Origin of the sequence: Novosphingobium sp. Fuku2-ISO-50, assembly GCF_001519055.1 — a bacterium.
Classification (GTDB): Bacteria; Pseudomonadota; Alphaproteobacteria; order Sphingomonadales; family Sphingomonadaceae; genus Novosphingobium.
Map to the genome: position 1 here is coordinate 322,701 of NZ_KQ954285.1, position 24,425 is coordinate 347,125.

A 24,425-nucleotide genomic window follows, 5' to 3' on the forward strand; every position below is an offset into this window, starting at 1 on the left:
CGCGCCGACCGCCAGCCGGGCCATCGCGCCGCCGCCGCCTTCGCCGATGGGTCGTTGTACGCCCCGGACTTCGCCGGATTCGAGGACCGCGCCTGGATTCGTGCTCATGATACCCGGCCCCCGGCCTGTTGCGCCGGGAAACGGGATCCTGTCCCGGCGGCCAGGCGCTTTAGCATCGCCCTGATGCACGGGCAATGGGGCCTCAACGCGCTCCGGCAGAACCGCTATCGGCCGGAACGGCATCGGCGGGCACGCCATCGCCGGGCGCGCCATCGGCGGGCACGCCATCGCCGGGCGCGGCGCTTGGCGCCGCCTTGCCCTCGCTCATCGCGATCAATTGATCGAGCCGCGCCAGCCGCGCGACGAGATCGCCGCGAAACGGCGCATTGGGCGGCGATCGCTTGAGCAAGTCGGCCCACATCGCGCGCGCTTCGACCAGATGCCCCGATTGCGCCAGCGCCAATCCCATGAAGAACGGCGGGCCGGGATGATCCGGGTTCAGCTTTGCCGCGCGGCGCAAGGCGAATTGCGCCGCAGGCGTGATCATGCCGTCGCTGTGTCCGATCAGCGCATTGCCCAGCGCGACCCACAGATCGGCATCATCGGGATGCTGCGCGACCGCCCGGCCAAGGAAATCGGCCGCGGCGCGGAATTGCCCCTCACGCGAAAGCGCGTCGGCCACGACCAGCCACGATTGCCCCTCGCCGAATTTGTCGCCCATCTGCTGTCGCTGGCGCAAAAGCGTGGCATCGGCGGCGCGCTGGTCCTCGACCGGCGCCTTGGGCGCGCCGGGCAGGCTCGCGTGCCCTTGCACAGCATAGCCGGCAAGGCCGAACAACAGCGCGGCTCCGGCAATTTCCCAAGTCGCGCGCGGCACTTTCAGCACGAAGACGAGCACCGCAAAGACGACCGCGGCAAGCCCGAGGATCAGTACCCAGGTCATGCCTGCTCTCCCGTATCGATCCGCTCGCCGCGCTTGAAACGCCCGCGCAAGAGCAGCGCGGCCAGCGCCAGAATGATCACCGGCGCGGCGAACAGCGGCCAGGTGATCGGCTTTATCTGCGGCGTATAGGTCACATAATCGCCATAGCGCGCAATCAGCCACTGGCGGATATGTTCGGGATCTTCGCCCGCCGCGATCCGCGTGCGCACTTCGCTGCGCATGTCGCCCGCAATCGGCGCGTCGGAATCGGCGATCGACTGGCTCTGGCACATCACGCAGCGCAGCGTGACCATCAGCGCCTTGGCCTTCGCTTCCTGATCGGGATCGGGCAACTGACGATAGGCGAAGGGCGCGGGCGGCACCTCCTGCTGCGCGGCGACCGGCACGGCAACGACGAGCATCATGGCGGCAAGGAACGCGACTCTCATGATCCGGCGCCTTTCGATGCCGCCTCTTTCAGCTTGCCGAGCAGCATCGGCACATCATCGGCCCGAATGTCGCCGATATGCTGATAGCGGATCACGCCCTGGCCATCGATCACATACGTCTCGGGCACGCCCGACGAGCCGATCGCGATCTGCACCACGCGTTTGTCGTCGCGGCCGATCGCGGCATAGGGATTGCCGTTGTTGGCAAGGAACCGGGCGAGATCCTCGGGACGATCATGGATCGCCACCCCCTCTACATCCACCCCGGCCTGCGCCAGCGCGGCCAGTTGCGGCGCTTCGGCAGCGCACGGCACGCACCAGCTGGCAAAGACATTGAGCAGCCGCGGCTTGCCGGTGCGAAACGCGCTCGTCGCCAGCCCCGGACGATCGGCCGCCGCCGCGGGCAAATCGAACTGCGGCAGCGGATTGCCGACAAAAGTGCTGGGCACATTGTTGTCTGCCGGACGCATCAGCCCATGCACAAACAGCGCAAACAGGCCGCCAAATATCGCCAGCGGCAGCCACAGCGCCAACCGGTTGCGCGGTTTTTCGGTGTTGTCGCTCATCGACCCTGCCTCGTGCGTCTATAGGCGATCTTGTCCTTGGCAATCAGGCGGCGCAGATCGCTCATCACACGGCCCAGCAGCGCGAGCAAGCCGCCCAGCCCGACCATCGCCCCGCCCGCCCAGATCAGCGGCACAAACGGCTTCCACCAGAACCGCATCTGCCAACGTCCGTCCTGCGCCTGTTCGCCCAGCACGACGTAAAGCTGTCCGTTCCAGCGAGTCTGCAGCGCGGATTCGTTGCGCGTACCCGGCGGGTTGGTGAATGTTTCCGCCATCGGGTGCAGCACGGTCGGCGCAGCCCCGGCATAGCGCGTCGAAACGCTCGCCTGCAGCGCGGTCCAGTTGGGCCCGGCCACCGGCATCATCCCATCGAGCCGGACTTGCCAGGGCCCGACATCGCGCGATTCGCCGATCGTCAGGGCCGCCAACCGCTCGACCGAAAAGGCGCTTTCGCTGGCCATGCCGAACAGCGAGACGGCGATCCCCGCATGCGCCACGACCATGCCCCAGACCGGCAACGGCGTGCGCCGCAGATTGCGCCCGACCAGCGGCAGGAAGCTCGCCGGAAACAACCCGCTCGCCAAGGCCAGCCCCAGCGCCGGAAGCAACGTGATATGATGGGCCAGAGTCTCGACCCCGACAAAGACGGCCAGTGCCAGCGCGGCGCACACCGCCAGCGGCCAGGTCACGCGCGCGGCGCGGTCCCCGGTCAACCGGTCGCGGCGCCAGCGCAAGAGCGGCCCGATCGCCATGACCACCAGCATCGGAAAGGCAAAGATCGCCGAAACCGGGTTGAAATAGGGCGGCCCGACCGAAACCTTGACCCCATAAGCCTCGGTCATCAGCGGATAGAGCGTGCCGATCAGGACAATGCCGAGAATGCCGCACAGCATGACATTGTTGAAGACAAGGCTCGCCTCGCGACTGAGCAGGGAAAACCGCGCGCCTTCGGTCACGGTCGACACGCGCAGCGTAAACAGCGCCAGCGCCCCGCCGATGTCGATCGCCAGCAGGGCCAGGATGAACGCACCGCGCTGCGGATCGACAGCAAAAGCATGAACCGACGTCAAGATGCCCGAGCGCACGAGGAACGTGCCGACCATCGACATCGAAAAGGCCAGCACGCCCAGCATCACCGTCCAGGCGCGCAAGGCGTCGCGGCTTTGCAGCACCGAAACCGAATGAAGCAGCGCGGTCGCCGCCAGCCACGGCATCAGCGAGGCGTTTTCCACCGGATCCCAGAACCACCAGCCGCCCCAGCCGAGCGTGTAATAGGCCCAATACGACCCCGCCGTGATCCCCAGCGTCAGGAATATCCAGGCGCCGAGCACCCACGGGCGCATCGCGCGGGCAAAGGCCGGCCCGACATTGCGCGTAATCAGGGCGCCGATGGCGAATGAAAAAGCAATCGAAAGCCCGACATAGCCGACGTAAAGCGTGGGCGGATGAAACGCGAGGCCGATGTCCTGCAACAGCGGGTTGAGCCCCTGCCCTTCCTCGGCGGGTTGCGCAAGCCGGGCAAACGGGTTCGACGCAAACAACAAAAAGGCATAGAAACCAAGGCTGATGAACGCCTGACCGCCCAATGTCGCGATCAGCGTGCGCTCATCAAGCCGCCGCTCGATCACTGCCACGAACGCGCCCGCAACCGCCATGATCGTCACCCACAGCAGCATCGAGCCTTCATGGTTGCCCCAGGTTCCGGCGATCTTGAAAATCAGCGGCTTGGCCGAATGGCTGTTTTCGACGACCAGTTTGACCGACAGATCGGTAGTCACGAACAGCCAGACGAGCGCAGCAAAGGCGATCAGTACCAGCACACCCTGCATCACCGCCACCGGACGCACCAGACCGCCGAGTTGCCCGCCTTCGGGCCTGAGCGCGAGCGCGCCCGCGACAAGTTGCAACGCTGCCAGCGCTGCCGCCATCCACAAGACGGCCAGACCCAGTTCCGCGATCATTTCGTTTGGGCCATCCCTTGCTTGGACCGCGCGGAAACCATGTCTTTCATTTCGCGCGGGACGTATTTCTCGTCATGCTTGGCAAGCAGGTTGTCAGCGACAAATGTCGCCCCTTCCATCCGCCCTTCGGCAACGACGCCGGACCCTTCGACAAACAGATCGGGCGTGATCCCGGAAAACCGCACCGGAACTTGCGCCTTGCCGTCGGTCACCGTGAAATGGATGGTGATCCCGTCGGGCATGGTCTTGATCGAGCCCTTTTGCACCATCCCGCCCAACCGAATCGCCCGGCCCTGTTCGGGCGCGTGCGCGGCGATTTCGCTCGGAATGTAAAAATAGCTCGCCTGACGGCTGAGCGCCCAGGCCGCAAGCAGCCCGGCACCGACCAGCGCAGCCAGCGCCAGCATCACCAGCACGAGCCGCTGGTGTTTGGGCTTGATCATCGGCGACCGCACCGTTTCAGAGTTCATTTGCGTCGCACCTTATCGCGTCGCCGTTCGGCGCGGATCATCGCGATGAGCGACCAGCTCACCATCGCCAGCATGCCGACCACGCCGATCGCCAGCGCCGCCCAGACATATTCCCACTGATCAAGCCTCTCGTGCATGGATCCCAATTTTCTTGTTCAACCGAGCGCCTTGCGGCGAAGGCGCGCCTCGGTCTGGATTTCGGCGAGCAACATGCGCATCCGGGCGATCACCACCGCCCCGAACACCAGCGAAAAACCCAGCGCGCCCAACAGCAGCGGCCAAAGATAGGTGCCGTCGATCGCCGAACGGCCCAGCGTGATCGAAGGCGGCTGATGCAGACTGTTCCACCACACCACCGAACGATTGATGATCGGGATATTGATCGCACCGACCAGACCGAAAATGGCCGTGACCCGCCCGGCACTGCCGCCGCTTGCCGCATCACGCTGCGCCGCATCGGCCAGAGCGATATACCCGAAATAGAGAAACAGCAGCACGAGAAAGCTGGTCAACCGACCATCCCACACCCACCATGTCCCCCATGTGGGACGCCCCCAGATCGACCCTGTCGCCAGCCCCAGCGCCGTAAACACCGCGCCCGGCACAGCCGCCGCACGTGCCGCGATTCCCGCCAGCGGATGGCGCCAGACCAGCTCGGCAATGCTCGACACGGCGATCGTCGACCAACCGGCCATACCGAGCCACACGCAGGGCACATGAATGAACAGGATTTTTACGGTCACGCCCATCAGATGATCGGGCGGCGCAAAAGCGATTCCCCAGGCGAGTGCGCCCAGCGAAAGCACCAGCCCCGGCACCAGCAGCAGCGGCAGGAGCCAGCGCGCCATGCGCAGGAAACGGGCAGGATTGGCAAAACCGTGCATGTAAACGCCACAAGTCCCCGATTGGCGAGCCTGCTTTGGCCCGCTCGCAGAGCTGCGCCCTGCCACAAGTCGGATCAGCCGTACAACGGGCCAGATCAAAACGCGACCCGCCAAAAAGGGGGACACGCCGAACGCCCAACAAGGAGGCTGGCAACAAGGAGGCCGGCAACAAGGAGGCTGGCGAACAGGCGCACGCAGCAGCGCGTGGCCTAGCAGCGGCGTGGAGGAATGCAAAAGGGAAAATGGGGCGACCAATGGGGTTCGAACCCACGACCTCCGGTACCACAAACCGGCGCTCTAACCAACTGAGCTATGATCGCCACGAGAGGCGCCCCTTTGCAGAAGTGGCGGCGAAATGAAAAGGGAAAAATGCCAAGGAAAGCGCAAAATTGTCTGAATTCTTCGCCATCCCTTTGATCATGCAACAAAAAAGGCGGCCAACGGCCGCCTTTTCCATTGATCCGGGTAGCCGGATCAGCTCTTCTTGAGGCTGAGCCCGCCAAAGCGCTTGTTGAACTGCGCCACGCGGCCCCCCTGATCGAGCAGGCGACCGCTGCCGCCAGTCCACGCCGGGTGCGACGTCGGATCGATGTCGAGCGCCAGCGTGTCGCCTTCCTTGCCCCAGGTCGAACGGGTCTGGAAAACGGTGCCATCGGTCATCTGGACATTGATGAAGTGATAGTCGGGGTGGATATTGGCCTTCATGACAACTGCTCCGTGGCGCGTCCGGTTCCGACCGGCCGCAGGAAATGCGAAGCGGCGCCCCTAACGGAATGCGGCCGCAATGTCGAGATGAGTCTTTGTCTTACGGACAGACCGCCCGCAAGCGCGACCCAACATCAGGCGTCGGCGATCATCGCGGTAAAGCTGCACTCGGTGGCGATCTTGTCACCCAGCATCGCCTTGCCCGCAAACTTGCAGACCCGCGCCCGCTTCTGCGTGAATTCGACATGAAGGTCGAGCAAGCAGCCGGGCAGCACGGGGGTGCGAAACTTCGCCTCTTCGATGGCCATGAAATAGACCAGCTTGCCCGTCCCGGCGAGGCCGAGCGATTCGACCGCGAGCACACCCGCCGCCTGGGCCAGCGCCTCGATCTGGAGCACGCCGGGCATGATCGGGCGTCCCGGGAAATGCCCCTGAAAGAACTGCTCGTTCATGCTGACGGCCTTGACCGCGTGAATGCGCTCGCCAACGACGAGTTCAACCACACGGTCGACCAGCAACAAGGGGTAGCGGTGCGGCAGCGCCGCCATCACCCGGGTTATATCGAAGGCCAGCGGGGCTACCGCCGACGCTTCGCCTGCTTGCGTATCGGTCATCGAACGATCAACGGCCCTGCGGCGACTTCTTGTTCGCGGGCGCGGCGGCACCGGCCTGCGCGGCTTCGGCGGCGGCGGCGGCCTGCTGCTGCGCCTGCTGTTCGCGCTGCTGGCGCGGCAGCCAACCGGCGGGCGGGGTCACGCCAACCGACGGCACGATCAGATTGAGCTGATCGAGGATGTCCTGGTTGAGGTTATAGGCCTGATCGGCCTTGAGCACCGACTGCGCATCGAGCACGACGGTGATCTTGCGCTTGGTCATCGCGGCCTGGGTCGCGGCATCAAGCTTGTCGCCGATCTGTTCGAGCACATACTGGCGCGCCAGATTCACCGGCTCGACGATCTGCTGCAACTCGTGCTCGCCGGCTTGCTGGATCTGTTCGATCTGGGCGTATTCGGCCTGAAGCGCGGCACGGTCGGTCTTGCCGCCCTTGGCATCGGCATCAAGCTTTTCGTACATCGGCTTGAGCTGGGCCTGGAGCTGGACCTTGCGCGTATTGGCCTGATCGATCTGCGCCTTGTAGGCCGTCGGCAGCTGCTGCATCGCCGCCTTGTAGGCGTTCGAAGAGCCGACCACTGCCGGCTGGTTGGCGACGCCAAGACCCGGGACGACAATGCCCCCGGCAGTCTGGGCAAAAGCCGCAGGAGCAGCGGCAAGCGAAAGACCCGCGACCAGCGCGGTGGACACATGACGGAGTTGCATCAGAACTGGGTTCCCACGTTGAAGCTGAACGTCTTGAGTGTGTCGCCATAGACCGAGGTCAGGGCCTTGGCGATATCGATACGGAATGGACCGAACGGTGAGTTCCAGTTCACCCCGACCCCGATCGAGACACGCGGCCGCGGGCTGTTGCCCACGAATTCTTCCACGAACTTCTGGGCGATCGCGTTCGCGGTGCCGTTCGAAGCCGTCGCGTTGGTCGTGTATTTCCCGGTAACGGCGTCGGTATAGAGGGTCGTGGTCCCGACCGTCTGCGGCGAGGTCACCCCCCACACAGCGCCCGCGTCCATGAAGATCGAGGGCCGCAGGCCGAGTTCACGCGCACCCGCACCGAGCGGAATTTCCATTTCGGCATGGCCGAGATAGTAATACTTGCCGCCGAGCGCATCATTGACCCAGCTGTTTTTGTCTTCGTTAATCACCGCACTGCTGCCAACCGCACTGGGGTTGGTATAGTACTTGCGCAACACGCGGGGGCCGACGCCGCGAATGTCGAAACCGCGCATCTGCGGTTCGCCAAGGAAGAAACGGTCGGTCAGACGAACTGGATCTTCGTAGCTGTTGGGCGCATTGTTTTCGAGCGCATGGATCGCCCCGGCCTCGCCCCTCAGCGAAAAGATGAAGCCGTGGCCCACCGGGATATAGTGCGAGGCATTGACCGTCGCACGAGCATATTTGACCGACCCGCCCAGCCCCGCCACATCGCCGCCAAGGATGAAGGTCGTCCCCTTGGTCGGGTGCATGCGGTTATCGAGCGTGTCATAGACATAGGACGCGCCGATGATCGAACTGGTCCGATCCCCGATCGCGTCGCACAGATATTGCCCGGCGAGGTAAACCGAGCACTGCCCGTTGATGTAATACGTCGCCTGGTCGAGCGTGACCTGCTCGTAATTGAGCGTATAGCGCGCGATCAGCGAGCTGTATTCGGTCAGCGGCACACCCGCACGCACCTGGAAACCGGTGGTGTTCTGCTGGTACGTCGTGTTGCGGTTGGTGCCGTAGTAGTTGAAGCTCGACGAATCGCGGCGATAGACATCGACGCCCAACGAAACGTTCTTGTCCGAAACATAGGGCTCTGTGAAATTGAGCTGGACCGCCTTGGAATAGGCCGAATAGTTGAAAGTCGTGCCGATCGTTTCACCGCGGCCACGGAAATTGTTCTGCTGGATCGAGGCCTGAAAGATGAAGCTTTCAAGGCTGGAATAGCCCGCCGAAAGCTGCAACTGACCGGTCGGCTTTTCTTCCAGATTGGCTTCGAGCGCAACGCGGTCGGCGGTACTGCCCGGCTTCTGCTCGATTTCGAACTTTTCCTGGAAATAGCCCAGCGACTTGATGCGGTTTGACGAACGCTTGATCTGATACGAATTGAACGCATCGCCTTCGCTCAGGCGGAATTCGCGGCGCACGACTTTGTCTTCGGTCAGCGTGTTGCCGTTGACATCGATGCGCTCGACATAGACGCGCGGCACTTCCGCAATGCGGAAGGTAACCGACATCGTCAGGTTGTCCTTGTTGCGCTGAAAGTCGGGGCGCACATCGGCGAAGGCATAGCCAAAGCTGCCGACCGTTTCGGTCAGCGAGTCGACCGTATCTTCGACCGCCTTGGCGTTGTACCACTGGTCCTTGTGGATCGACAGTCGCTTGACCAGCTGATCGCCGTTGAAATCGCGCAGCTGGCTTTCGACTTTCACATCGCCAAACTTGTAGCGCTTGCCCTCTTCCACCACATAAGTGACGATGAAGTCGCGCTTGTCCGGGGTCAGTTCGGCGACCGCCGAAACGACGCGGAAATCGGCATAGCCTTGCGTCAGGTAGAACTGGCGCAGCTTTTGCTGGTCAAAGGCGAGACGATCGGGGTCATAGCTCGTACCCGACGAAAAAATGCGGAACGAGCGCGACTGCTTGGTGACCATTTCCGTGCGCAACTGGGTGACGGAAAACTTGTGCGCGCCGATGATGTTGATCTGGCGGACCTTGGACTTGGGCCCTTCGGTCACTTCGAACACGATGTCGACGCGATTCTGGTCGAGCAGCACCATCTTCGGCTCGACCGAGGCGGCAAAGCGGCCTTCGCGCTTGTAGAGCTCGATGATCCGGGTGACATCGGCGCGGACTTTCGACCGGGTAAAGATCTGGCGCGCCGCCAGCTTGATTTCGGGAAGGATCTTGTCGTCCTTCAGCCGCTTGTTGCCTTCGAGGATGATCCGGTTGACGACCGGGTTTTCCTTGACCTCGATCACCACCGCGCCGTTATCGTTGCGCAGGCGAACGTCGGAAAACAGCTCGGTCGCAAACAGATCCTTGAGCACCTGGTCGGCGCCCGCCTGGGTATAGCGATCGCCGACATGCATGCGGATATACGACAGGATGGTATCGGATTCGAGCCGCTGCGCACCGTCGATGGTGATCGACCGGACCGTCTGCACACCTTCTGCCGGGGCCGCAGGCGCACGCGGCGCATCGGGCGCCGGGGCATCGAGTGAAATCGGCACCGACTTGCCGGGCCTGGCGGCAGCGGGCGCCACCGCCTCGGCACGCCTGGTACGGAGCGGCTTTGCGGACGCGGCTTCGTCCGCCGCTACTTTCGCGGGCGCGACCTTGACCGGCTTGGCCTTGGCCGCCTTGACCTTGGCAGCGGGCTGATTGACGGCAGGCTGATCAACGGCAGCCTGTGCCTTGGCAGGTGCAGCCTCGGCAGGCGCGGCAGCCTTGGGCTTGGGTGTCCGGTGCTTGGCCAGGAGCGCACCGCCACGCGGCTTTGCCGGTGCGGGCGTCGGCGCCGCAGTCGGATCAGCGGTCGGCGCCGTTTCGTCAGCCGCAGCCAAAGCGCTGTCGGGCAAAGCGGCGAGGCAACTGGTTGCCAGAAGCACACCGACCATGGCGGTCATGCCCATCTGGCCAGCTGCGGTCCGGCACGCGTTCCTTGCAATCATCACCAAGCGCCATCCCGTCCTATTCAAGCGGCCCACACGCGAGAGCCGCATTTCCATGGCCAACGACAATCCCATGACCAACGACCCAGGGGCCCCAAACCAAGACCACGCACCAGGCCGGCCACACACCTGACCAGATCGAGCTCATGATCCGCCTGCCCTCTGCCCGAAGCCGACGGATCGCGCAAGCAAGCTTGGCGCGAACGATCGACATTGCGACGCAAATTCCCCGAAAAGTTGTCCCCGGGAACCTCTCGCCGACATGTTTTCCGACCAACGGCTTGCCGCCGGGGGCGGATCACGCCTGCGCGTCTTTCATAACGGGCGACTTTGCTCTTACCCTCCGAACAGCTTGAGCGCACTGACATCGTTGAACGTCACGAACAGCATCAGCGCCACCACCAGCGCGAGCCCGGTGCCAAAGGCCAGTTCCTGCGCACGCAGGCTGATCGGCTTGCGGCGGATCGCCTCGGCCAGAAACAGCGCGAGATGCCCGCCGTCAAGCACCGGGATTGGCAAGAGATTGATGAACCCCAGGTTAATCGAAATCAGTGCGATAAAGCCGACAAAGCTCTGCCAGCCCGAAACGAGTTGCTCGCCCGAATACTTGGCGATCTTGATCGGCCCGCCCAGTTCGCGCGTGTCGCGCCGACCGGTCACGATCTGCTGAATCCCGGTTATCGTCATGCCGATGATGTCGCGCGTTTCGGAAAGGCCCTCGCCCAATGCGCCGATCGGGCCGAGCGGACGACGCTCGATCGAGGCAGGCGACGGGGCAATGCCGAGAAAGCCGCTCGCCTGGCTGTTGCCGAAGCGATCGGTTTCGACGCGCTTTGCCGGCGTCAGGCCAAGCGTCATGCGATGCCCGGCGCGATCGAGCACCACATCCATACGCTCGCCGGGATGCTGCATGACCGCCATGCGGATATCGAGAAAGCCCGCGATCGGCGCGCCATTGAGCGACACGATCCGGTCGCCCGATTTCAGCCCGGCCTTTTCCGCCACCGTCCCCGGCGCGACCAGCCCGATCACCGGGGGCACAATGATCGTGCCATAAGCAAAGGCAAACCCCGACAGGATCAGCACCGCGAGCACGAGATTGGTCACCGGCCCCGCCACGACGATCAGCGCGCGTTGCCACAAGGCGCGGCCCTGCAACGTGCTGGCGCGTTCATCGGCCGACAGCGAAAGCCATTCCGCGCTCGGCTGCCCGGCGGGATTGCTGTCACCGGCAAACTGGACATAGCCGCCCAGCGGCAGCACCGACAGTTTCCACCGTGTGCCGCGCCGGTCGGTCCAGCCAAGCAGCTCCTTGCCAAAGCCGATCGAAAAGACATCCGCGCGCACGCCGAGCATCCGTCCGGCCAGATAATGTCCGAATTCATGGATGAACACGAGCGGCCCGAGCACGAGGGCAAAACCGACGAGGGTAATCAACAGGCCGGGAGAATGCATCGCCGTCAAAGGGAAAGCTCCATCAAGGCACAAGTTCCATGGCTTCGCGCGCCCTGGCGCGCGCCTCCAGATCGACCGCGACGACCTCTTCGAGGCATTGCGGCGACGAAGGCAGGCCATAGGCTAGCACGTCTTCGCAACATTGCACGATCTGGGTGAACCCAATCTGTCCCGAAAGGAACGCGGCGACTGCAATTTCATTCGCAGCATTGAGCACCGCCGCCGCCGCACCGCCGGCAACCACCGCCTCACGCGCCAGTCGCGTTGCCGGAAAGCGCACTTCATCGGGGCGGCGAAAGGTCAAAGTCCCGATTTCGGCGAGATCAAGCGGTTCGCACGGCGTTTCCATGCGCGCGGGCCAGGCCAGCGCCGACGCGATCGGCACGCGCATGTCCGAAGGCCCAAGCTGCGCCAGTGTGGACCCGTCGCGATATTCGACCATCGAATGGACGATCGATTGCGGATGGACGAGAATGCGCAGCCGCTCCACGCCCACCGGAAACAGATGCCAGGCCTCGATGAATTCGAGGCCCTTGTTCATCATCGTCGCCGAATCGACGCTGATCTTGGCGCCCATCGACCAATTGGGATGGCGCACCGCCTCGGCCGGAGTCGCCTTGGCCAACCGCCCGAATTCCCAATCGCGAAACGGCCCGCCGCTCGCGGTCAGCGTGATCCAGCGCACATGCGCGGGATCGTTGCCCGCCAGACACTGGAAAATCGCATTGTGTTCCGAATCGATCGGCAGCAGCGTGGTGCCATGCTGCGCCACCGCGCGCGTCATCACCGCGCCTGCCGAAACGAGCGCTTCCTTGTTGGCCAGCGCGACCGTGCGCCCCTGTTCGATCGCTGCCATCGTCGGGGCAAGCCCGGCGCAGCCGACAATCGCCGCCACGGTCACATCGGCAGGCCGCTGCGCCGCCTCGATCAGCGCCGGGGCACCGCCGGTCGCGACAATGCCGCTGCCCGCGAGCGCCTCACGCAATTCGGGCAACCGCGCCTCATCGCCGATCACCACGATTTCCGCCGCGAATTCGCGCGCCAACGCGGCGAGCGCGACGACATTGCTGTGCCCGGTCAGCGCGACAATGCGAAACGCATCGCGATTGCGCCGCACCAGATCGAGCGTCGAAGCGCCGATTGAGCCGGTGGCGCCAAGGATGGTCAGCGAACGCATGGTCACGGTCTCATAAACCAGATCAGCGCGACAACGCCATTGGCAAACAGCACAGCCATCAGGCCGTCTGCGCGGTCAAAGAACCCGCCATGCCCGGGGATCAATCGCCCGGAGTCCTTGACCCCTGCCCGGCGCTTCATCCAGCTTTCAAAAAAATCGCCCGATTGCGCGATAACCGCCGTCGCCGTTCCAAGCACGATTGCAAGCAACCAATGGAACTGTGGGCTGGTCTTGTTTCCAACCTCTGCGCCGTAATGCGCAATGACATACCGCGTGATCTCAAGTTCATGCCGGTATATCGTCCAGACATACATCATATAGACGGCACTGGCAGCAAGGATTGCGCCACCAAGGCCGCTCCACGTCTTGGAGGGGCTGATCGACGGAGCAATCTTCGGCCCGCCGAATGTGCGGCCCGCAAAATAGGCGCCGACATCGACCGCGATCACGCTACCGACGACAAGGAGCAATCCGCGAGGAGACGGATCAAGCAATTGCAAAGCCGCGCAGCAAGCCAGCCCGATATACACCAGACCAGCGGCCAGCCATATCGCGCGCACTGCAAAACGCGCCTCGAAGGCAAAAACCAGAGCGGCCCACTCGGCGTATATGCCCAAACCGATCGCGACAATGAAACCGATCAACGCCCAGCCACCCAGCCAGAACGCAGCCCCCGCGACCGTCAGCATCACCGCCGCCGAGGCGACTCGCACCGGCAGGTCGGACCGCTTCTTCGCGGCAACGACAGAATCACCGTCCGCCAAAACGTCGCTCCCGTCGTGCATATTCGGCCATCGCCTCTTCCAGATGCTCGCGCCCGAAATCGGGCCACAGCACATCGAGGAACAGCATTTCGGCATAAGCCGCCTGCCACATCAGGAAATTCGACAGGCGCACTTCGCCCGAGGTGCGGATGATCAGATCGAGCGGCGGCAGATCGGCGGTATCGAGCTCGGCCGAGATCGTTTCGGGGGTGATCTCCCCCTTGGCCGCTGCTGCGCGCGCGGCGCGGGCGATTTCGTCCTGCGATCCGTAATTGAGCGCGATCGCCATGACCATGCCGGTGTTGTCGGCAGTGCGCGCGCGCGCCTGTTCGATCAGCTCGATGATGTCGGGGGCAAAGGCGCTGATGTCGCCGATGATCTTGAGTCGGATGTTGTTCGACGCGAACTCTTCGAGGTCGGCCATGATGAAACGCTTGAGCAGCCCCATCAACGCCGAAACCTCGTCCTCGGGCCGGCGCCAGTTCTCGGTCGAAAAGGCATAGAGCGTCAGCGCCGACAGGCCCAGTTCGACCCCGGCGCGCACGGTGCGGCGCACCGCCTCCACGCCGCGCTGATGGCCCAGCACGCGCGGCAGGTGGCGACGCTTGGCCCAGCGACCATTGCCGTCCATGATGATCGCGACATGGCGGGGCTCATGCCCGCGCTTGCCGCCGATGGCCGGCGCAGAGCTCACTTGCCGAGGATTTCCTTTTCCTTTTCCGACGCGGCTTCATCGGCAGCCTTGATGATCTCGTCGGTCAGCTTCTGCACGTCGGTTTCGGCGCGCTTGCGATCATCTTCCGAGATTTCCTTCTTGGCCTCATCGGCTTTCAACGCTTCCATCCCGTCGCGGCGGACATTGCGGATCGCGATGCGTGCCTTTTCGGCATATTGGCTGGCGAGCTTGGCCAGCTCCTTGCGGCGTTCCTCGGTCAGATCGGGAATCGGCAGGCGCAGCGTGGTGCCGTCGTTGATCGGATTGAGCCCGAGCCCGGCCGAACGGATCGCCTTTTCGACGGGGCCGACGGTCGACTTGTCCCACACTTGCACCGACAGGAGGCGCGGTTCGGGGGCCGAGACCGTTGCCACCTGGTTCAGCGGCATGCGCTGACCATAGACTTCGACCATGATCGGATCGAGCAGAGCGGTGTTGGCGCGCCCGGTGCGCAGCCCGGACAGGTCGTGCTTCAGCGCTTCGACCGCGCCTTTCATGCGCCGTTCGAGATCGGCCTTGTCATATTTGGCCATGGTTCAGCATTCCTTCCTGACGATGGTCTGGGTGCCCCGGCCCGCCAGAACCTGGGCGAGATTGCCCTGCTCCCGGATCGAGAACACCACGATGGGTATTGCATTGTCGCGGCACAGCGCCACAGCCGAGGCGTCCATCACTTTCAGATTGTCGGCCAGCACAGTGTCATAATCGATCGTGTCATAGCGGCGCGCGGTGGCGTCCTTTTTCGGATCGGCATTATAAACGCCGTCGACGCTGGTGCCCTTGAACAGCGCATCGCACTGCATTTCCGCCGCACGCAGCGCCGCGCCGGAATCGGTGGTAAAATAGGGCGCGCCGACACCGGCGGCAAAGATCACCACGCGGCCCTTTTGCAGATGGCGTTCGGCGCGGCGGCGGATCACCGGCTCGCACACCGCGTCCATCTGGATCGCCGACTGGACGCGGGTATCGACACCCAGCTTTTCCAGCGCCGATTGCATCGCGAGCGCGTTCATGATCGTCGCCAGCATGCCCATGTAATCGGCCTGGGCGCGATCCATGCCCTTGGCGGCCCCTGCCATGCCGCGAAAGATGTTGCCCCCGCCGATCACCAGACACAGCTCGAGCCCGGTTTCCTTGGCCGCCTTGACCTCGGCGGCCAGGCTGGCGACGAAATCGGTATCGATTCCGAACGGCTGGCTTCCCATCAGCACTTCACCCGAAAGCTTCAGCAATATGCGCCGGAATGTGGGCATGGTCGAAGTCTGGGTCATGAGAAATCGGGTTTCCGTTGTTATGGGCCGGCTGTTCCGGGACGCGTGACGGCGCCCTTATACGCACCGGGCCAAGCGTGCCAAGGCCCAAGCGTGCCGAGGCCCAAGCATGCCGAGGCCCAAGCATGCCGAGGCCCAAGCATGCCGAGGCCCAAGCATGCCGAGGGACGCGCGCGCAAACTCCGGATGCGAAAATCCCCGCGCCGTGGCGGGCCCGAATGACGGGCGCACCGACGCGGGGATTTCGATGCCAGGGGGCCGCTTGTGCAAAGCGGCCCCTGAGAGTGTTACTTCAGGCCGGCGGCCGCAGCGACTTCGGCGGCAAAGTCGGTTTCTTCCTTCTCGATGCCTTCGCCGAGCTGGAAGCGGACATAGTCGACCAGCGCGATCTTGGTGCCCGCAGCTTTGCCGGCAGCTTCGATGACCTGAGCGACCGGGGTCTTGTTGTCCATCACGAACAGCTGCGACAACAGCGCGTTTTCCTTGGCATACTTGGCCACCGCGCCATCGACCATCTTGGCCTGGACTTCTGCGGGCTTGCCGCTTTCGGCAGCCTTTTCCGCGGCGATCTTGCGTTCGCGCGCGATCAGTTCGGCATCGAGCCCTTCGGCCGTCAGCGCCAGCGGGAAAGCGGCAGCGATGTGCATCGCGATCTGCTTGCCCAGCGCTTCGAGCACGTCGGCGCCCGCTTCGGATTCAAGCGCGACGAGCACGCCGATCTTGCCGAGGCCGGGGGCAGCGGCGTTGTGCACATAAGGCACGACGACGCCCGCCGAGACGGCCACATGCTTGAGACGGCGCAGTTGCTGGTTTTCGCCGATCGTGGCGACATTGTTGGTCAGCTTTTCAGTGACCGTGCCGCCATCGGGATAGGCCGCGGCCTTGAGCGCCTCGATGTCGGCAACCGCCGTGTCGAGCGCGACCTGAGTGGTCTTGCGCACGAAATCCTGAAACTGGTCGTTCTTGGCGACGAAATCGGTTTCCGAATTGACTTCGACGGCAACGCCCTTGGTGCCGTTGACGGCCACGCCGACGAGGCCTTCGGCGGCGGTGCGGCTCGACTTCTTGGCGGCCGCAGCCAGACCCTTGGCGCGCAGCGCGTCAACCGCGGCTTCGAATTCGCCGCCGGTTTCGTCGAGCGCCTTCTTGCAATCCATCATGCCGGCGCCGGTGCGCTCGCGCAGGTTCTTCACGTCAGCGGCGGTATAAGCCATTGCGTTCGTCCTTCATCGTTCAAACAAGTGTGGCCGCAGCAACATCTGCCGCGGCCCGTATTCGCAAAGCGGGACAATTCGGTGACGAACCCGCAAAGGTTCGTCACCGCAGTCCGATACGGCTTTCTCAGGCTTCGATCGCGTCTTCGGCGACCGGCTCGTCAAGCGCACCGAGATCCACGCCCGACGCAATCGCGGCATCGCGACCGCCGCGCGTGGCGGCTGCGGCGACGGCTTCGCAATAGAGGCGGATGGCGCGGCTGGCGTCGTCGTTCGCCGGGATCGGGAACGCAATGCCCTGCGGCGAAACGTTCGAGTCGAGGATCGCCACGACCGGAATACCCAGCACGTTGGCTTCCTTGATCGCCAGCTCTTCCTTGTTCGCGTCGATCACGAACATGACGTCGGGAATGCCGCCCATGTCGCGAATGCCGCCCAGCGACAGCTCAAGCTTGTCGCGTTCGCGAGTCAGCTGAAGCACTTCCTTCTTGGTCAGACCGGCGGTGTCGCCCGAAAGCTGTTCTTCGAGCGTCTTGAAACGCTTGATCGAGCCCGAGATCGTCTTCCAGTTGGTGAGCATGCCGCCCAGCCAGCGGTGGTTGACATAGTGCTGACCCGCAGCGCGCGCGGCCTGGGCGATCGGTTCCTGCGCCTGGCGCTTGGTGCCGACGAACAGAACCTTGCCACCGGCCTGCACGGTCGCCGAAATGAATTCGAGCGCGCGGGCAAACAGCGGAACGGTCTGCGACAGGTCGAGAATGTGAATGCCGTTGCGGGCGCCGAAGATATACGGCTTCATCCGCGGGTTCCAGCGATGGGTCTGGTGGCCGAAGTGAGCGCCGGCCTCGATCAGTTGCTGCATCGTGACGACAGGTGCCGCCATAGGAGAATTCCTTTCCGGTTTAGCCTCTGGACGGAAGGAACCCGACGCGTCACCGCGTGGGGCACCGGTATGTGGTCCGTCCATGTGGAATTGAAACATGGGTTTCGCCGCACGGGACTCAGGACACCCGAATCATCATGCGACGGATCGGGCGGTTAGCCGCTGTCGGCCCGCAAATCCAGCGCAAATGCAAAACAGCCCCGATTCGCGCGCCCGTTCACCCCCTCGCCAAGCCCACCGCAACCCCGCCGGGCGAATCGCACATGCCGCTCCGTTGCAAGGGGATGGGTCCGTCGTGGGGCAAATACCACCGGACAAAGCCCCGGCTTGCTCGACTTTGGTTCTGAAAAAGCAGGCTTTGTTCCGTGGGTTGCGGCAAACATAAGGGGTATTGCGGATGGCCGCAGCAAATACGCTTGACGGATCAGAACAAAAGTGGAACAAAGAGCCCATCGCGGCAATGAGCAAAGACGGGCCGCTTCGAAGGTTATCCACAGCCATGCCCCAGGGTGTCAAGCCCGGGATGCGTGCTTAGGCATTATCGTCAGGGCCCTGCCCCGGCGTGTGCGGAAATGCGCGTCCCGTTACCGGCCCCGACCCTGCGGCGCCGAGAAGACTGGCCGGGCCTGCCCGCCAGCCCTGATGTTCAGGAGGTGATTGCCATGATCGCAGTGCTTGCTTCGCTCGTTTTCGCCACTGCCGGATGCGCCAGCGCCGCCGTCATCGGCACCAGTATCCGCGATGCGCTGCCCGCGCTGCGCCGGTTGAACGCCGAACGCGCTTCCCTGGCCGAAGATCGGGCCTATCTGATCACGATCATCGAGACGCCGCGCCACGAAGGCGTCTTGGCCCCGGCGCCAAAGCTCGTTGCCCGCACGGTCGCCGCGCCGGCGCGGGTTGTCGCCGAACCGGTCGCAGCCGCTGCTCGGGTCCGGCGCGGAGCGCGGGTGCGCCAGCCGTTTATCCCCGCGACGCTCCCCGCAGCCGCTTGAACCGGCGATAGCGCACGACGCCGACCGGAATGAACGCGAGATAGGCCGCGCAGACCCCGACCAGCGTCAGCCAGGGCTCGGTCAGCAAGGCCGCAAAGACCAACCCGATCAGACCGATGACTTCCAGCCGGATCGCGCGGCGCGGGCGCAACCCGGTCCAGCCGAGCGTGGCCGTGTTGGAAATCATCAGAAAGGCAATGATCGCGGTCCACACGGCAACGCCGATCGGCGTGCGGAACTCGTCGCGTCCGCTGGCGATCCACAGATAGAGCGGCATCAGCGCGAGCCCTGCCCCGACCGGCGCAGGAACCCCGGTCAGAAAGCCTGCGCTCTTGTGCGGTTGGTCGGCCATGTCGATCTGCGCGTTGAACCGCGCGAGGCGCAGCGCGCAACACACCGCCAGCGCCAGCGCGGCAAACCAGCCGAAGCGCGGCATCTGTTGCAGCGACCACAAATAGAGAATCAGCGCCGGCGCGACGCCAAAGGCAATCGCATCGGACAGACTGTCAAGCTCTGCCCCGAAGCGCGATTGCGCACGCATCGCCCGCGCCACGCGCCCGTCGATACCATCGAGCATCCCGGCCAGAATCACCGCGAGCACCGCCGAGCGGAAATCGCCGCCGATGGCAAAACGAATCCCGGTCAGACCACAGCACAAGGCCGCAGACGTGATCGCATTGGGCACGAGCCCGCGCAACGTCAGTCCGGGTGGCAACGGCCGCCGACCGAAATCGTACCCGCTGTTTTCCGCGCTATCTTCAATCGCGCCATCATCAATCGAATCGGCGTTTGCCTTGCCGCTCACTGGCGGATGCCCTCGATCAACGGCGCCTGGCCCAATTCGGCCAGCACGGTTTCGCCCGCGACGACACGCTGGCCGATCAGCACTTTTGGCTCGGTGCCTTCGGGCAAATAGACATCGACCCGGCTGCCGAAGCGAATCAGGCCGACGCGTTGACCGACGGCAACGATGTCGCCCCCCTTGACGAACGGCACGATCCGCCGCGCGATCAGCCCGGCGATCTGGGTAAAGCCGATCCGCAGCCCGTCACCGCGTTCGATGAGGAAATGCTGCCGCTCGTTTTCCTCGCTCGCCTTGTCGAGATCGGCATTGAGGAACTTGCCGGGGATATAGACCACCCGGCGCACGGTGCCGCCGATCGGCGCGCGATTGATATGCACGTCGAACACCGACATGAAGATTGATACCCGTGTCACCGGCTCCGTCCCCATCCCGGTGATCCCGGTGCCGTCGTTGGCCGACAACTCGCGCGGCGGCGGCACTTTCTGAATCAACGTGATCAGGCCATCTGCCGGCGCGACAATGAACGCATCATCGCGCGGCGTGACACGTTCCGGATCGCGGAAAAAGGCGAGAATGCCGAATGTCAGCGCGACCAGCGGCCAGGCGATATAGCTCCAGCCGAAAATGAAAATGACCGCCGCGGCAATCGCGGCAATGGCGCCGAACTTGCGGCCTTCGGGATGAATCGAGGGCCAGCTCCAACCGGCTGACCCACGACCCCGGTTGTCTAAAATGTCTCCAGGCATGGCGGGCTTCTAGAGCATCATGCGGATAAGTGGGACCGGTTTTTTCGAATGGGTGCAAAAGACGGTCTCGCACCCTCGTTGTACGGCGGGTGTCGGACCTGTCTGCACCCCAACCGCTTGCCGATTGCGGCGGGGTGAGCCGCGTTTCATCGACCGGCGCCGCACGGTCGCCCGCGCGGCGCCGGGCCGATCATTTCCCGGGCTTGACCGGACAGGCCTTCGCGCCGTGATGGTGGCGATGACGCGCGCGCATGTGCGCTTCGTAGGCCTTGCGGCGCTCGAGTCGCCGGATGCGGCTCTCGAGCGCGCTGATGCGACCGTCGGCGCCCTGGCCTGCGGCGAGCGCCTGTTGCGCGGTACTGCCTGCGCCCTGCGCGGCAGTCGCAGCGCCATCAGCCGTGCCTTGTGCTTGGCGCGCGGCGCCGAATGCCGCATCGGCGCTGCCTTGTGCATGTTGCGCCGCGTCGCCTGCCGCGTTGGCGCGGGCCATCGCCACATCGGCGCTCGCCTGCGCACGCTTGACCGATCCGGTCGTGGCACATCCGGCCAGGGCTATCGGCAGCAGCGTCGCCGCCAGCATCACGCGCGGTAATCCGCGCCCGGAAGTCAGTTGCCCAGAAGTCAGTTGCATGGCTCGGTCCTTTCCTGATGCCTGCCGCCCCGGAAACACGGCCTGCGATGCGGCAGTTGTCGGCAGGATGAACGAAGCGAGCCCGCGCCGCCGCCGCCGAGGCGGATACGACGAACCGCGCGAACCGCGCGATACGCCGTCAAGCGCCTGCAGAAGCCGCCTTGTCGCTGGACCACAGATACCAGGCCACCGAACCCAGCACGACCGCACCGCCCGTGATGACCATTGCCCCCGGGCGTTCGCCGAATGCCAACCACACCCACAACGGCCCCAACACGACATCGAGCATCGAGATGAAGCCGACTTCGCCCGGCGGCACCCGGCGCCCGCCTTCGAGCGCAAGGACATAGGCAAACCCGGTGGTGATCGCGCCATAACATGCGCACGCCACCAACTGCACCGGCGAGGGCAGCGCCATACTCGCAAACGGCACCATCAGCGGGACGCAAGTCGCCGCCGCGCAGGCGTTCAGCGCCATGACATCGACCCGGCCATAACGCCGGATCGCCACCAGTTGCACGGCAAAGCCCGCCGTCATGACCACCGCAGCGCCAATTCCGGCGAGATCCCCGGCGCCGGTCGACGCTCCGGCCATGGCGATGATCCCGCCCGCGCCCAACCCGCCCGCGACCAGAAAGCGGCGACTGATCCGTTCGCGGATCCACACGAACGCGATCGCCGTCGCGACGAACGGCAAGGCGGCATAGACCGTCATGACATTGGCCACCGTGGTCAGCCGCAGCGAGAGGACATAGGCGATGCTCGACACCACCGACGTGCCGATGAACAGCAAGCCCGTGCCGCCGCTGCGCCGCACGGCCCACAGCCGCGCCGGGCCACCGCGCGCCAACGCGAGCCCGCCCAGCGTCAGCGCCGCAAACAGCGACCGCCACATGACCAGAGTCGCCGTATCAAGCGTCGCCAGCCGGACGAACAACCCGGCCGTGCTCCACAGCACCGCCGAAGCCGCGACCATCACGATCCCGCGTTGGCGCTCGCGCGGGCTGGTTGGGTGTGTCCCCCCGGGCGATCCGCCGACCAATGCTTGCTCCCGTTCCTGAACCGCAGTAGACGACCGGTCTACTACGCATTCAACAGGGCCGGGACAAGCACGATGCCGGGCATAAGCAAAAAGGATGGCGATCCGCACGACACGCGGGCGCGACTGATCGCGCATGGCCTCTCGGCGATGCTGCGCCACGGCTATGACGGGGTGGGGATCGGCGGCATTCTATCGTCCGCCGGAGTGCCCAAGGGCTCGTTCTATCATTTCTTCGCCAGCAAGGAGGCCTTTGCGTTGGCCGTGCTCGATGCCTATCAGGCGCATTATGCCGCGATGCGCCAGGCCATCTTTACCGACCGCACCCGCCCCGCGCTCGACCGACTGGTCGCCTGGCTCGACGCGCTGGAACACATTCACCGCGCCGAAACGCCGCTCGGCGGCTGTTTCTACGGCGTGCTGGCGCAGACCGCGACGGTCCGCACCGAAGGCTTGCGCTCCCGGCTCGCCGCCGTCTTCGCCCTCTGGCAGACCGAACTGGCCCGATTGCTCGAAGACGCGCGCGAAGCCGGCGAAACCGATCCGGCGCTCGACGCGGACGAGACCGCCGCGCTGATCATCGACTGTTACGAAGGCATGCTGGTCCGCGCCAAGACCGACCCTGCCGCGCTGAGCGCAGGCTTTGCCCGCCTGCGCCGCCTGGCCCAAACGCCGGGCCTGATCATGATGGAAGTCTAGTGGTGGACAGGGCTAGATTCGAACTAGCGTACGCTCTCGCGGGCAGATTTACAGTCTGCTGCCATTAACCACTCGGCCACCTGTCCACACCAGACTTGCCGGTGCCGGGCTTCTTGCGAAACCTGGCTTTTGCTGCCTTCGCCGAAGCGAAAGCGGCGTTACCAGCCGAGCGAGGCGCTCCTTTGGCGAAGCGGGGCTTGCCTGTCAATGGGGGGGCTGGCACAGGGCGCAGGAATTTTTCATCCTTTAGCTCCTTACGAAAGCAACCCCGCCATGGCCTCGCCCCGTCGCCCGTCAGACGATCGCTCCCGCAACACCCGCGAAGGGGTCAACGAAAGCGGTCGGACCAAAACCTCGCTGCGCGGTCGCGAAGGCCGCATGCATGGCGGACGCGGATCGGGCCGCGGCAGCGCCGGAGCCATCCGGCTGTGGGGCCGCCACGCCGTCGAGGCCGCACTGACCAATCCGGAACGCGTCGCCAAAAAACTGTGGGGCACGCGCGAAGCGATCCAGGAAATGCTCGATCACCACGATGCCGAACTGCCCGCGTCGCTGCCGGTCGAATATGCGCAAGCCGCCGATCTGGGGCGACTGGTCGCGCGCGACGCGCCGCATCAGGGGCTGGTGCTCGACTGCGCCCCGCTGCCCGATCTGACGCTCGGCGATGCGCTCGACGAAGCCGAAGGGCGCACGCTGGTCATTCTCGACCAGGTCACCGACCCGCACAATGTCGGCGCGATCCTGCGCAGTTGCGCCGCGTTCGATGTCGCCGCAGTGATCACGCAAGACCGCCATGCCCCGCCCGAATCCGGCACGCTGGCCAAATCAGCCTCGGGCGCGCTGGAAGTCGTGCCATGGGTGCGCGTGGTCAATCTGGCGCGCGCGCTCGAATCGATTTCCGAAGCGGGCTATTGGCGCATCGCGCTCGATGGCGAGGGCAAGGCAAGCTTTCCCTCTGCCCTGCCCGCAGGCCCCGTCGCGCTGGTGCTCGGCGCCGAAGGCGAAGGGATCCGCCACAATGTCCTGCAACATTGCGACGCGGTGGCGCGCCTGCCGATTTCGGGCAAGATCGAAAGCCTCAATGTCTCGAACGCAGCCGCAATCGCGCTCTATGCTGCGGCAACGCGCGATACCGGCGGCACAGACTGAGGGCTTTTGGGGGACTGAAGGCTTTTGGGACTGGGCTTTTTGCCGGGCAAACAAAAACCGCGCCGGAAGGGATACCCCCCGGCGCGGTTTTTTGTGCGTCAGGCGCCGGGCACAATCGCCCGGCTGACCCGGCGCGCAAGGCTCAGTTGACGGCGTCCTTCAGACCCTTGCCGGCCTTGAACTTCGGCTGAGCCGAAGCCTTGATCGACATCGGTTCGCCCGTGCGCGGGTTACGACCGGTCGAGGCCTTGCGCTTGGCAACCGAAAAAGTGCCGAAACCGACCAGGCGGACTTCGTCGCCCTTGGCCAGCGCACCGGTGACCGATTCAAACACGGCTTCAACCGCCTTGGTCGCATCACCCTTGGTCAGGCCGCTTGCGTCGGCAACAGCACTGATCAGATCGTTCTTGTTCATACCGGGAACCCCCTACTTGGTTTTGTGCAGGTCTTGTTGCGTCGGAATCAATGTGACGGGTTGGCGGACATGAACGGGAAACCCCGTCACTGTCAAAGGCAAATCACTGCCATCCGGCGAATTTATCCCCGGAATCCGGGCAATTCCGGAGGTGCAAAGGCTTGCCCCAGAGGTGAAGCGCGCCGTTTTCATGATGGAGTGTGATCGAGCGGCGTCGCGATAACTGTGCAAACTGCCCCAAA

At 64.4% G+C, this 24,425-nt stretch carries 27 protein-coding genes and 2 tRNA genes; 3 read left to right on the forward strand and 26 right to left on the reverse strand.

Annotated elements, in window-relative coordinates; all coding sequences use genetic code 11:
* Window positions 1–202: 202 nt before the first annotated feature.
* The 20 genes from AQZ50_RS01485 to rpsB form a co-directional block, all read right to left on the reverse strand.
* Entirely contained in the window at window positions 203–943 is a 741-nt protein-coding gene (locus AQZ50_RS01485; RefSeq protein ID WP_082703338.1) for a tetratricopeptide repeat protein, read from the reverse strand.
* Window positions 940–1,371: a cytochrome c-type biogenesis protein gene (locus tag AQZ50_RS01490; RefSeq protein WP_067741578.1), complete on the reverse strand. Its 432-nt coding sequence runs from the start codon at window positions 1,369–1,371 to the stop codon at window positions 940–942. The genes AQZ50_RS01485 and AQZ50_RS01490 overlap by 4 nt, the downstream gene beginning before the upstream one ends.
* A complete protein-coding gene (locus AQZ50_RS01495) occupies window positions 1,368–1,937 on the reverse strand; it encodes a DsbE family thiol:disulfide interchange protein (RefSeq protein ID WP_067741581.1) in 570 nt (189 codons plus the stop codon). Before AQZ50_RS01495 ends, AQZ50_RS01490 begins: the two co-directional genes overlap by 4 nt.
* On the reverse strand, window positions 1,934–3,898 hold the full coding sequence (locus AQZ50_RS01500) for a heme lyase CcmF/NrfE family subunit (protein ID WP_067741584.1): 1,965 nt from the start codon (window positions 3,896–3,898) through the stop codon (window positions 1,934–1,936). The genes AQZ50_RS01495 and AQZ50_RS01500 overlap by 4 nt, the downstream gene beginning before the upstream one ends.
* A complete protein-coding gene (ccmE, locus tag AQZ50_RS01505; protein ID WP_082703339.1) occupies window positions 3,895–4,368 on the reverse strand; it encodes a cytochrome c maturation protein CcmE in 474 nt (157 codons plus the stop codon). Before ccmE ends, AQZ50_RS01500 begins: the two co-directional genes overlap by 4 nt.
* A complete protein-coding gene (locus AQZ50_RS20700; protein ID WP_197412349.1) occupies window positions 4,365–4,505 on the reverse strand; it encodes a hypothetical protein in 141 nt (46 codons plus the stop codon). Before AQZ50_RS20700 ends, ccmE begins: the two co-directional genes overlap by 4 nt.
* 18 nt (window positions 4,506–4,523) lie before the next feature.
* The gene (gene ccmC / locus AQZ50_RS01510) at window positions 4,524–5,252 is read right to left on the reverse strand and encodes a heme ABC transporter permease CcmC (protein ID WP_067741586.1); all 729 of its coding nucleotides are present in this window, start codon (window positions 5,250–5,252) and stop codon (window positions 4,524–4,526) included.
* A gap of 243 nt (window positions 5,253–5,495) precedes the next feature.
* Window positions 5,496–5,572 (reverse strand) — tRNA-His (locus tag AQZ50_RS01515).
* A gap of 154 nt (window positions 5,573–5,726) precedes the next feature.
* Window positions 5,727–5,957: a 50S ribosomal protein L31 gene (gene rpmE, locus AQZ50_RS01520; RefSeq protein WP_067741589.1), complete on the reverse strand. Its 231-nt coding sequence runs from the start codon at window positions 5,955–5,957 to the stop codon at window positions 5,727–5,729.
* A 134-nt stretch (window positions 5,958–6,091) separates the two neighbouring features.
* On the reverse strand, window positions 6,092–6,571 hold the full coding sequence (fabZ, locus tag AQZ50_RS01525; protein WP_067741592.1) for a 3-hydroxyacyl-ACP dehydratase FabZ: 480 nt from the start codon (window positions 6,569–6,571) through the stop codon (window positions 6,092–6,094).
* A gap of 7 nt (window positions 6,572–6,578) precedes the next feature.
* Window positions 6,579–7,274, reverse strand: coding sequence for an OmpH family outer membrane protein (locus AQZ50_RS01530; protein WP_067741595.1), 696 nt, complete (start codon window positions 7,272–7,274; stop codon window positions 6,579–6,581).
* Window positions 7,274–10,174, reverse strand: coding sequence for an outer membrane protein assembly factor BamA (bamA, locus tag AQZ50_RS01535; RefSeq protein WP_156427208.1), 2,901 nt, complete (start codon window positions 10,172–10,174; stop codon window positions 7,274–7,276). Before bamA ends, AQZ50_RS01530 begins: the two co-directional genes overlap by 1 nt.
* Before the next feature lie 390 nt (window positions 10,175–10,564).
* Window positions 10,565–11,683, reverse strand: a complete 1,119-nt coding sequence (gene rseP / locus AQZ50_RS01540; protein ID WP_067741601.1) for an RIP metalloprotease RseP — start codon at window positions 11,681–11,683, stop codon at window positions 10,565–10,567.
* A gap of 22 nt (window positions 11,684–11,705) precedes the next feature.
* Entirely contained in the window at window positions 11,706–12,860 is a 1,155-nt protein-coding gene (locus tag AQZ50_RS01545; protein WP_067741604.1) for a 1-deoxy-D-xylulose-5-phosphate reductoisomerase, read from the reverse strand.
* A gap of 2 nt (window positions 12,861–12,862) precedes the next feature.
* Window positions 12,863–13,645 carry a phosphatidate cytidylyltransferase gene (locus AQZ50_RS01550; RefSeq protein ID WP_067741607.1) on the reverse strand — a complete coding sequence of 261 codons (783 nt, stop codon included), beginning with the start codon at window positions 13,643–13,645 and terminating at the stop codon, window positions 12,863–12,865.
* The gene (uppS, locus tag AQZ50_RS01555; protein ID WP_067742349.1) at window positions 13,611–14,255 is read right to left on the reverse strand and encodes a polyprenyl diphosphate synthase; all 645 of its coding nucleotides are present in this window, start codon (window positions 14,253–14,255) and stop codon (window positions 13,611–13,613) included. The genes AQZ50_RS01550 and uppS overlap by 35 nt, the downstream gene beginning before the upstream one ends.
* A 59-nt stretch (window positions 14,256–14,314) precedes the next feature.
* Window positions 14,315–14,872 carry a ribosome recycling factor gene (frr, locus tag AQZ50_RS01560; protein ID WP_067741610.1) on the reverse strand — a complete coding sequence of 186 codons (558 nt, stop codon included), beginning with the start codon at window positions 14,870–14,872 and terminating at the stop codon, window positions 14,315–14,317.
* Window positions 14,873–14,875: 3 nt separating this feature from the next.
* Window positions 14,876–15,610: a UMP kinase gene (gene pyrH, locus AQZ50_RS01565; protein ID WP_067741614.1), complete on the reverse strand. Its 735-nt coding sequence runs from the start codon at window positions 15,608–15,610 to the stop codon at window positions 14,876–14,878.
* A gap of 287 nt (window positions 15,611–15,897) precedes the next feature.
* A complete protein-coding gene (gene tsf, locus AQZ50_RS01570; RefSeq protein WP_067741617.1) occupies window positions 15,898–16,824 on the reverse strand; it encodes a translation elongation factor Ts in 927 nt (308 codons plus the stop codon).
* Between the two features lie 127 nt (window positions 16,825–16,951).
* Window positions 16,952–17,707, reverse strand: coding sequence for a 30S ribosomal protein S2 (gene rpsB, locus AQZ50_RS01575; protein WP_067741620.1), 756 nt, complete (start codon window positions 17,705–17,707; stop codon window positions 16,952–16,954).
* Window positions 17,708–18,369: 662 nt separating this feature from the next.
* Here rpsB and AQZ50_RS01580 point away from each other — a divergent pair.
* A complete protein-coding gene (locus AQZ50_RS01580) occupies window positions 18,370–18,699 on the forward strand; it encodes a hypothetical protein (protein WP_067741623.1) in 330 nt (109 codons plus the stop codon).
* On the opposite strand, the gene AQZ50_RS01585 is transcribed toward AQZ50_RS01580, so the two are convergent.
* The 4 genes from AQZ50_RS01585 to AQZ50_RS01600 all read right to left on the reverse strand — a co-directional run bounded on the left by AQZ50_RS01585 (window position 18,668) and on the right by AQZ50_RS01600 (window position 21,857).
* Complete coding sequence (locus tag AQZ50_RS01585) at window positions 18,668–19,504, reverse strand: CDP-alcohol phosphatidyltransferase family protein (protein ID WP_067741626.1); 837 nt, start codon at window positions 19,502–19,504, stop codon at window positions 18,668–18,670. The genes AQZ50_RS01580 and AQZ50_RS01585 overlap by 32 nt on opposite strands.
* Window positions 19,501–20,250, reverse strand: coding sequence for a phosphatidylserine decarboxylase (locus AQZ50_RS01590; RefSeq protein ID WP_067741630.1), 750 nt, complete (start codon window positions 20,248–20,250; stop codon window positions 19,501–19,503). Before AQZ50_RS01590 ends, AQZ50_RS01585 begins: the two co-directional genes overlap by 4 nt.
* A 190-nt stretch (window positions 20,251–20,440) precedes the next feature.
* The gene (locus tag AQZ50_RS01595; RefSeq protein WP_231730058.1) at window positions 20,441–20,881 is read right to left on the reverse strand and encodes a hypothetical protein; all 441 of its coding nucleotides are present in this window, start codon (window positions 20,879–20,881) and stop codon (window positions 20,441–20,443) included.
* Between the two features lie 139 nt (window positions 20,882–21,020).
* The gene (locus AQZ50_RS01600) at window positions 21,021–21,857 is read right to left on the reverse strand and encodes a DMT family transporter (RefSeq protein WP_082703341.1); all 837 of its coding nucleotides are present in this window, start codon (window positions 21,855–21,857) and stop codon (window positions 21,021–21,023) included.
* Between the two features lie 138 nt (window positions 21,858–21,995).
* Here AQZ50_RS01600 and AQZ50_RS01605 point away from each other — a divergent pair, with 138 nt between their 5' ends.
* A complete protein-coding gene (locus tag AQZ50_RS01605) occupies window positions 21,996–22,619 on the forward strand; it encodes a TetR/AcrR family transcriptional regulator (protein WP_067741636.1) in 624 nt (207 codons plus the stop codon).
* Here AQZ50_RS01605 and AQZ50_RS01610 read toward each other — a convergent pair.
* A tRNA-Tyr gene (locus AQZ50_RS01610) sits at window positions 22,620–22,705 on the reverse strand.
* Between the two features lie 187 nt (window positions 22,706–22,892).
* Between AQZ50_RS01610 and rlmB the strand changes: the two genes are divergently transcribed.
* Window positions 22,893–23,768, forward strand: a complete 876-nt coding sequence (gene rlmB, locus AQZ50_RS01615) for a 23S rRNA (guanosine(2251)-2'-O)-methyltransferase RlmB (protein ID WP_067741639.1) — start codon at window positions 22,893–22,895, stop codon at window positions 23,766–23,768.
* A gap of 142 nt (window positions 23,769–23,910) precedes the next feature.
* On the opposite strand, the gene AQZ50_RS01620 is transcribed toward rlmB, so the two are convergent.
* A complete protein-coding gene (locus AQZ50_RS01620; protein ID WP_067741642.1) occupies window positions 23,911–24,183 on the reverse strand; it encodes an HU family DNA-binding protein in 273 nt (90 codons plus the stop codon).
* Window positions 24,184–24,425: the final 242 nt, after the last annotated feature.

Bases quoted from the DNA above. Each gene is read 5' to 3' on its own strand.
- AQZ50_RS01485 (WP_082703338.1), bottom strand. From the start codon at position 943: ATGACCTGGGTACTGATCCTCGGGCTTGCCGCGGTCGTCTTTGCGGTG.
- AQZ50_RS01490 (WP_067741578.1), bottom strand. From the start codon at position 1,371: ATGAGAGTCGCGTTCCTTGCCGCCATGATGCTCGTCGTTGCCGTGCCG.
- AQZ50_RS01495 (WP_067741581.1), bottom strand. From the start codon at position 1,937: ATGAGCGACAACACCGAAAAACCGCGCAACCGGTTGGCGCTGTGGCTG.
- AQZ50_RS01500 (WP_067741584.1), bottom strand. From the start codon at position 3,898: ATGATCGCGGAACTGGGTCTGGCCGTCTTGTGGATGGCGGCAGCGCTG.
- ccmE (WP_082703339.1), bottom strand. From the start codon at position 4,368: ATGAACTCTGAAACGGTGCGGTCGCCGATGATCAAGCCCAAACACCAG.
- AQZ50_RS20700 (WP_197412349.1), bottom strand. From the start codon at position 4,505: ATGCACGAGAGGCTTGATCAGTGGGAATATGTCTGGGCGGCGCTGGCG.
- ccmC (WP_067741586.1), bottom strand. From the start codon at position 5,252: ATGCACGGTTTTGCCAATCCTGCCCGTTTCCTGCGCATGGCGCGCTGG.
- rpmE (WP_067741589.1), bottom strand. From the start codon at position 5,957: ATGAAGGCCAATATCCACCCCGACTATCACTTCATCAATGTCCAGATG.
- fabZ (WP_067741592.1), bottom strand. From the start codon at position 6,571: ATGACCGATACGCAAGCAGGCGAAGCGTCGGCGGTAGCCCCGCTGGCC.
- AQZ50_RS01530 (WP_067741595.1), bottom strand. From the start codon at position 7,274: ATGCAACTCCGTCATGTGTCCACCGCGCTGGTCGCGGGTCTTTCGCTT.
- bamA (WP_156427208.1), bottom strand. From the start codon at position 10,174: ATGGTCGGTGTGCTTCTGGCAACCAGTTGCCTCGCCGCTTTGCCCGAC.
- rseP (WP_067741601.1), bottom strand. From the start codon at position 11,683: ATGCATTCTCCCGGCCTGTTGATTACCCTCGTCGGTTTTGCCCTCGTG.
- AQZ50_RS01545 (WP_067741604.1), bottom strand. From the start codon at position 12,860: ATGCGTTCGCTGACCATCCTTGGCGCCACCGGCTCAATCGGCGCTTCG.
- AQZ50_RS01550 (WP_067741607.1), bottom strand. From the start codon at position 13,645: ATGCACGACGGGAGCGACGTTTTGGCGGACGGTGATTCTGTCGTTGCC.
- uppS (WP_067742349.1), bottom strand. From the start codon at position 14,255: ATGGACGGCAATGGTCGCTGGGCCAAGCGTCGCCACCTGCCGCGCGTG.
- frr (WP_067741610.1), bottom strand. From the start codon at position 14,872: ATGGCCAAATATGACAAGGCCGATCTCGAACGGCGCATGAAAGGCGCG.
- pyrH (WP_067741614.1), bottom strand. From the start codon at position 15,610: ATGACCCAGACTTCGACCATGCCCACATTCCGGCGCATATTGCTGAAG.
- tsf (WP_067741617.1), bottom strand. From the start codon at position 16,824: ATGGCTTATACCGCCGCTGACGTGAAGAACCTGCGCGAGCGCACCGGC.
- rpsB (WP_067741620.1), bottom strand. From the start codon at position 17,707: ATGGCGGCACCTGTCGTCACGATGCAGCAACTGATCGAGGCCGGCGCT.
- AQZ50_RS01580 (WP_067741623.1), top strand. From the start codon at position 18,370: ATGATCGCAGTGCTTGCTTCGCTCGTTTTCGCCACTGCCGGATGCGCC.
- AQZ50_RS01590 (WP_067741630.1), bottom strand. From the start codon at position 20,250: ATGCCTGGAGACATTTTAGACAACCGGGGTCGTGGGTCAGCCGGTTGG.
- AQZ50_RS01595 (WP_231730058.1), bottom strand. From the start codon at position 20,881: ATGCAACTGACTTCTGGGCAACTGACTTCCGGGCGCGGATTACCGCGC.
- AQZ50_RS01600 (WP_082703341.1), bottom strand. From the start codon at position 21,857: ATGGTCGCGGCTTCGGCGGTGCTGTGGAGCACGGCCGGGTTGTTCGTC.
- AQZ50_RS01605 (WP_067741636.1), top strand. From the start codon at position 21,996: ATGCCGGGCATAAGCAAAAAGGATGGCGATCCGCACGACACGCGGGCG.
- rlmB (WP_067741639.1), top strand. From the start codon at position 22,893: ATGGCCTCGCCCCGTCGCCCGTCAGACGATCGCTCCCGCAACACCCGC.
- AQZ50_RS01620 (WP_067741642.1), bottom strand. From the start codon at position 24,183: ATGAACAAGAACGATCTGATCAGTGCTGTTGCCGACGCAAGCGGCCTG.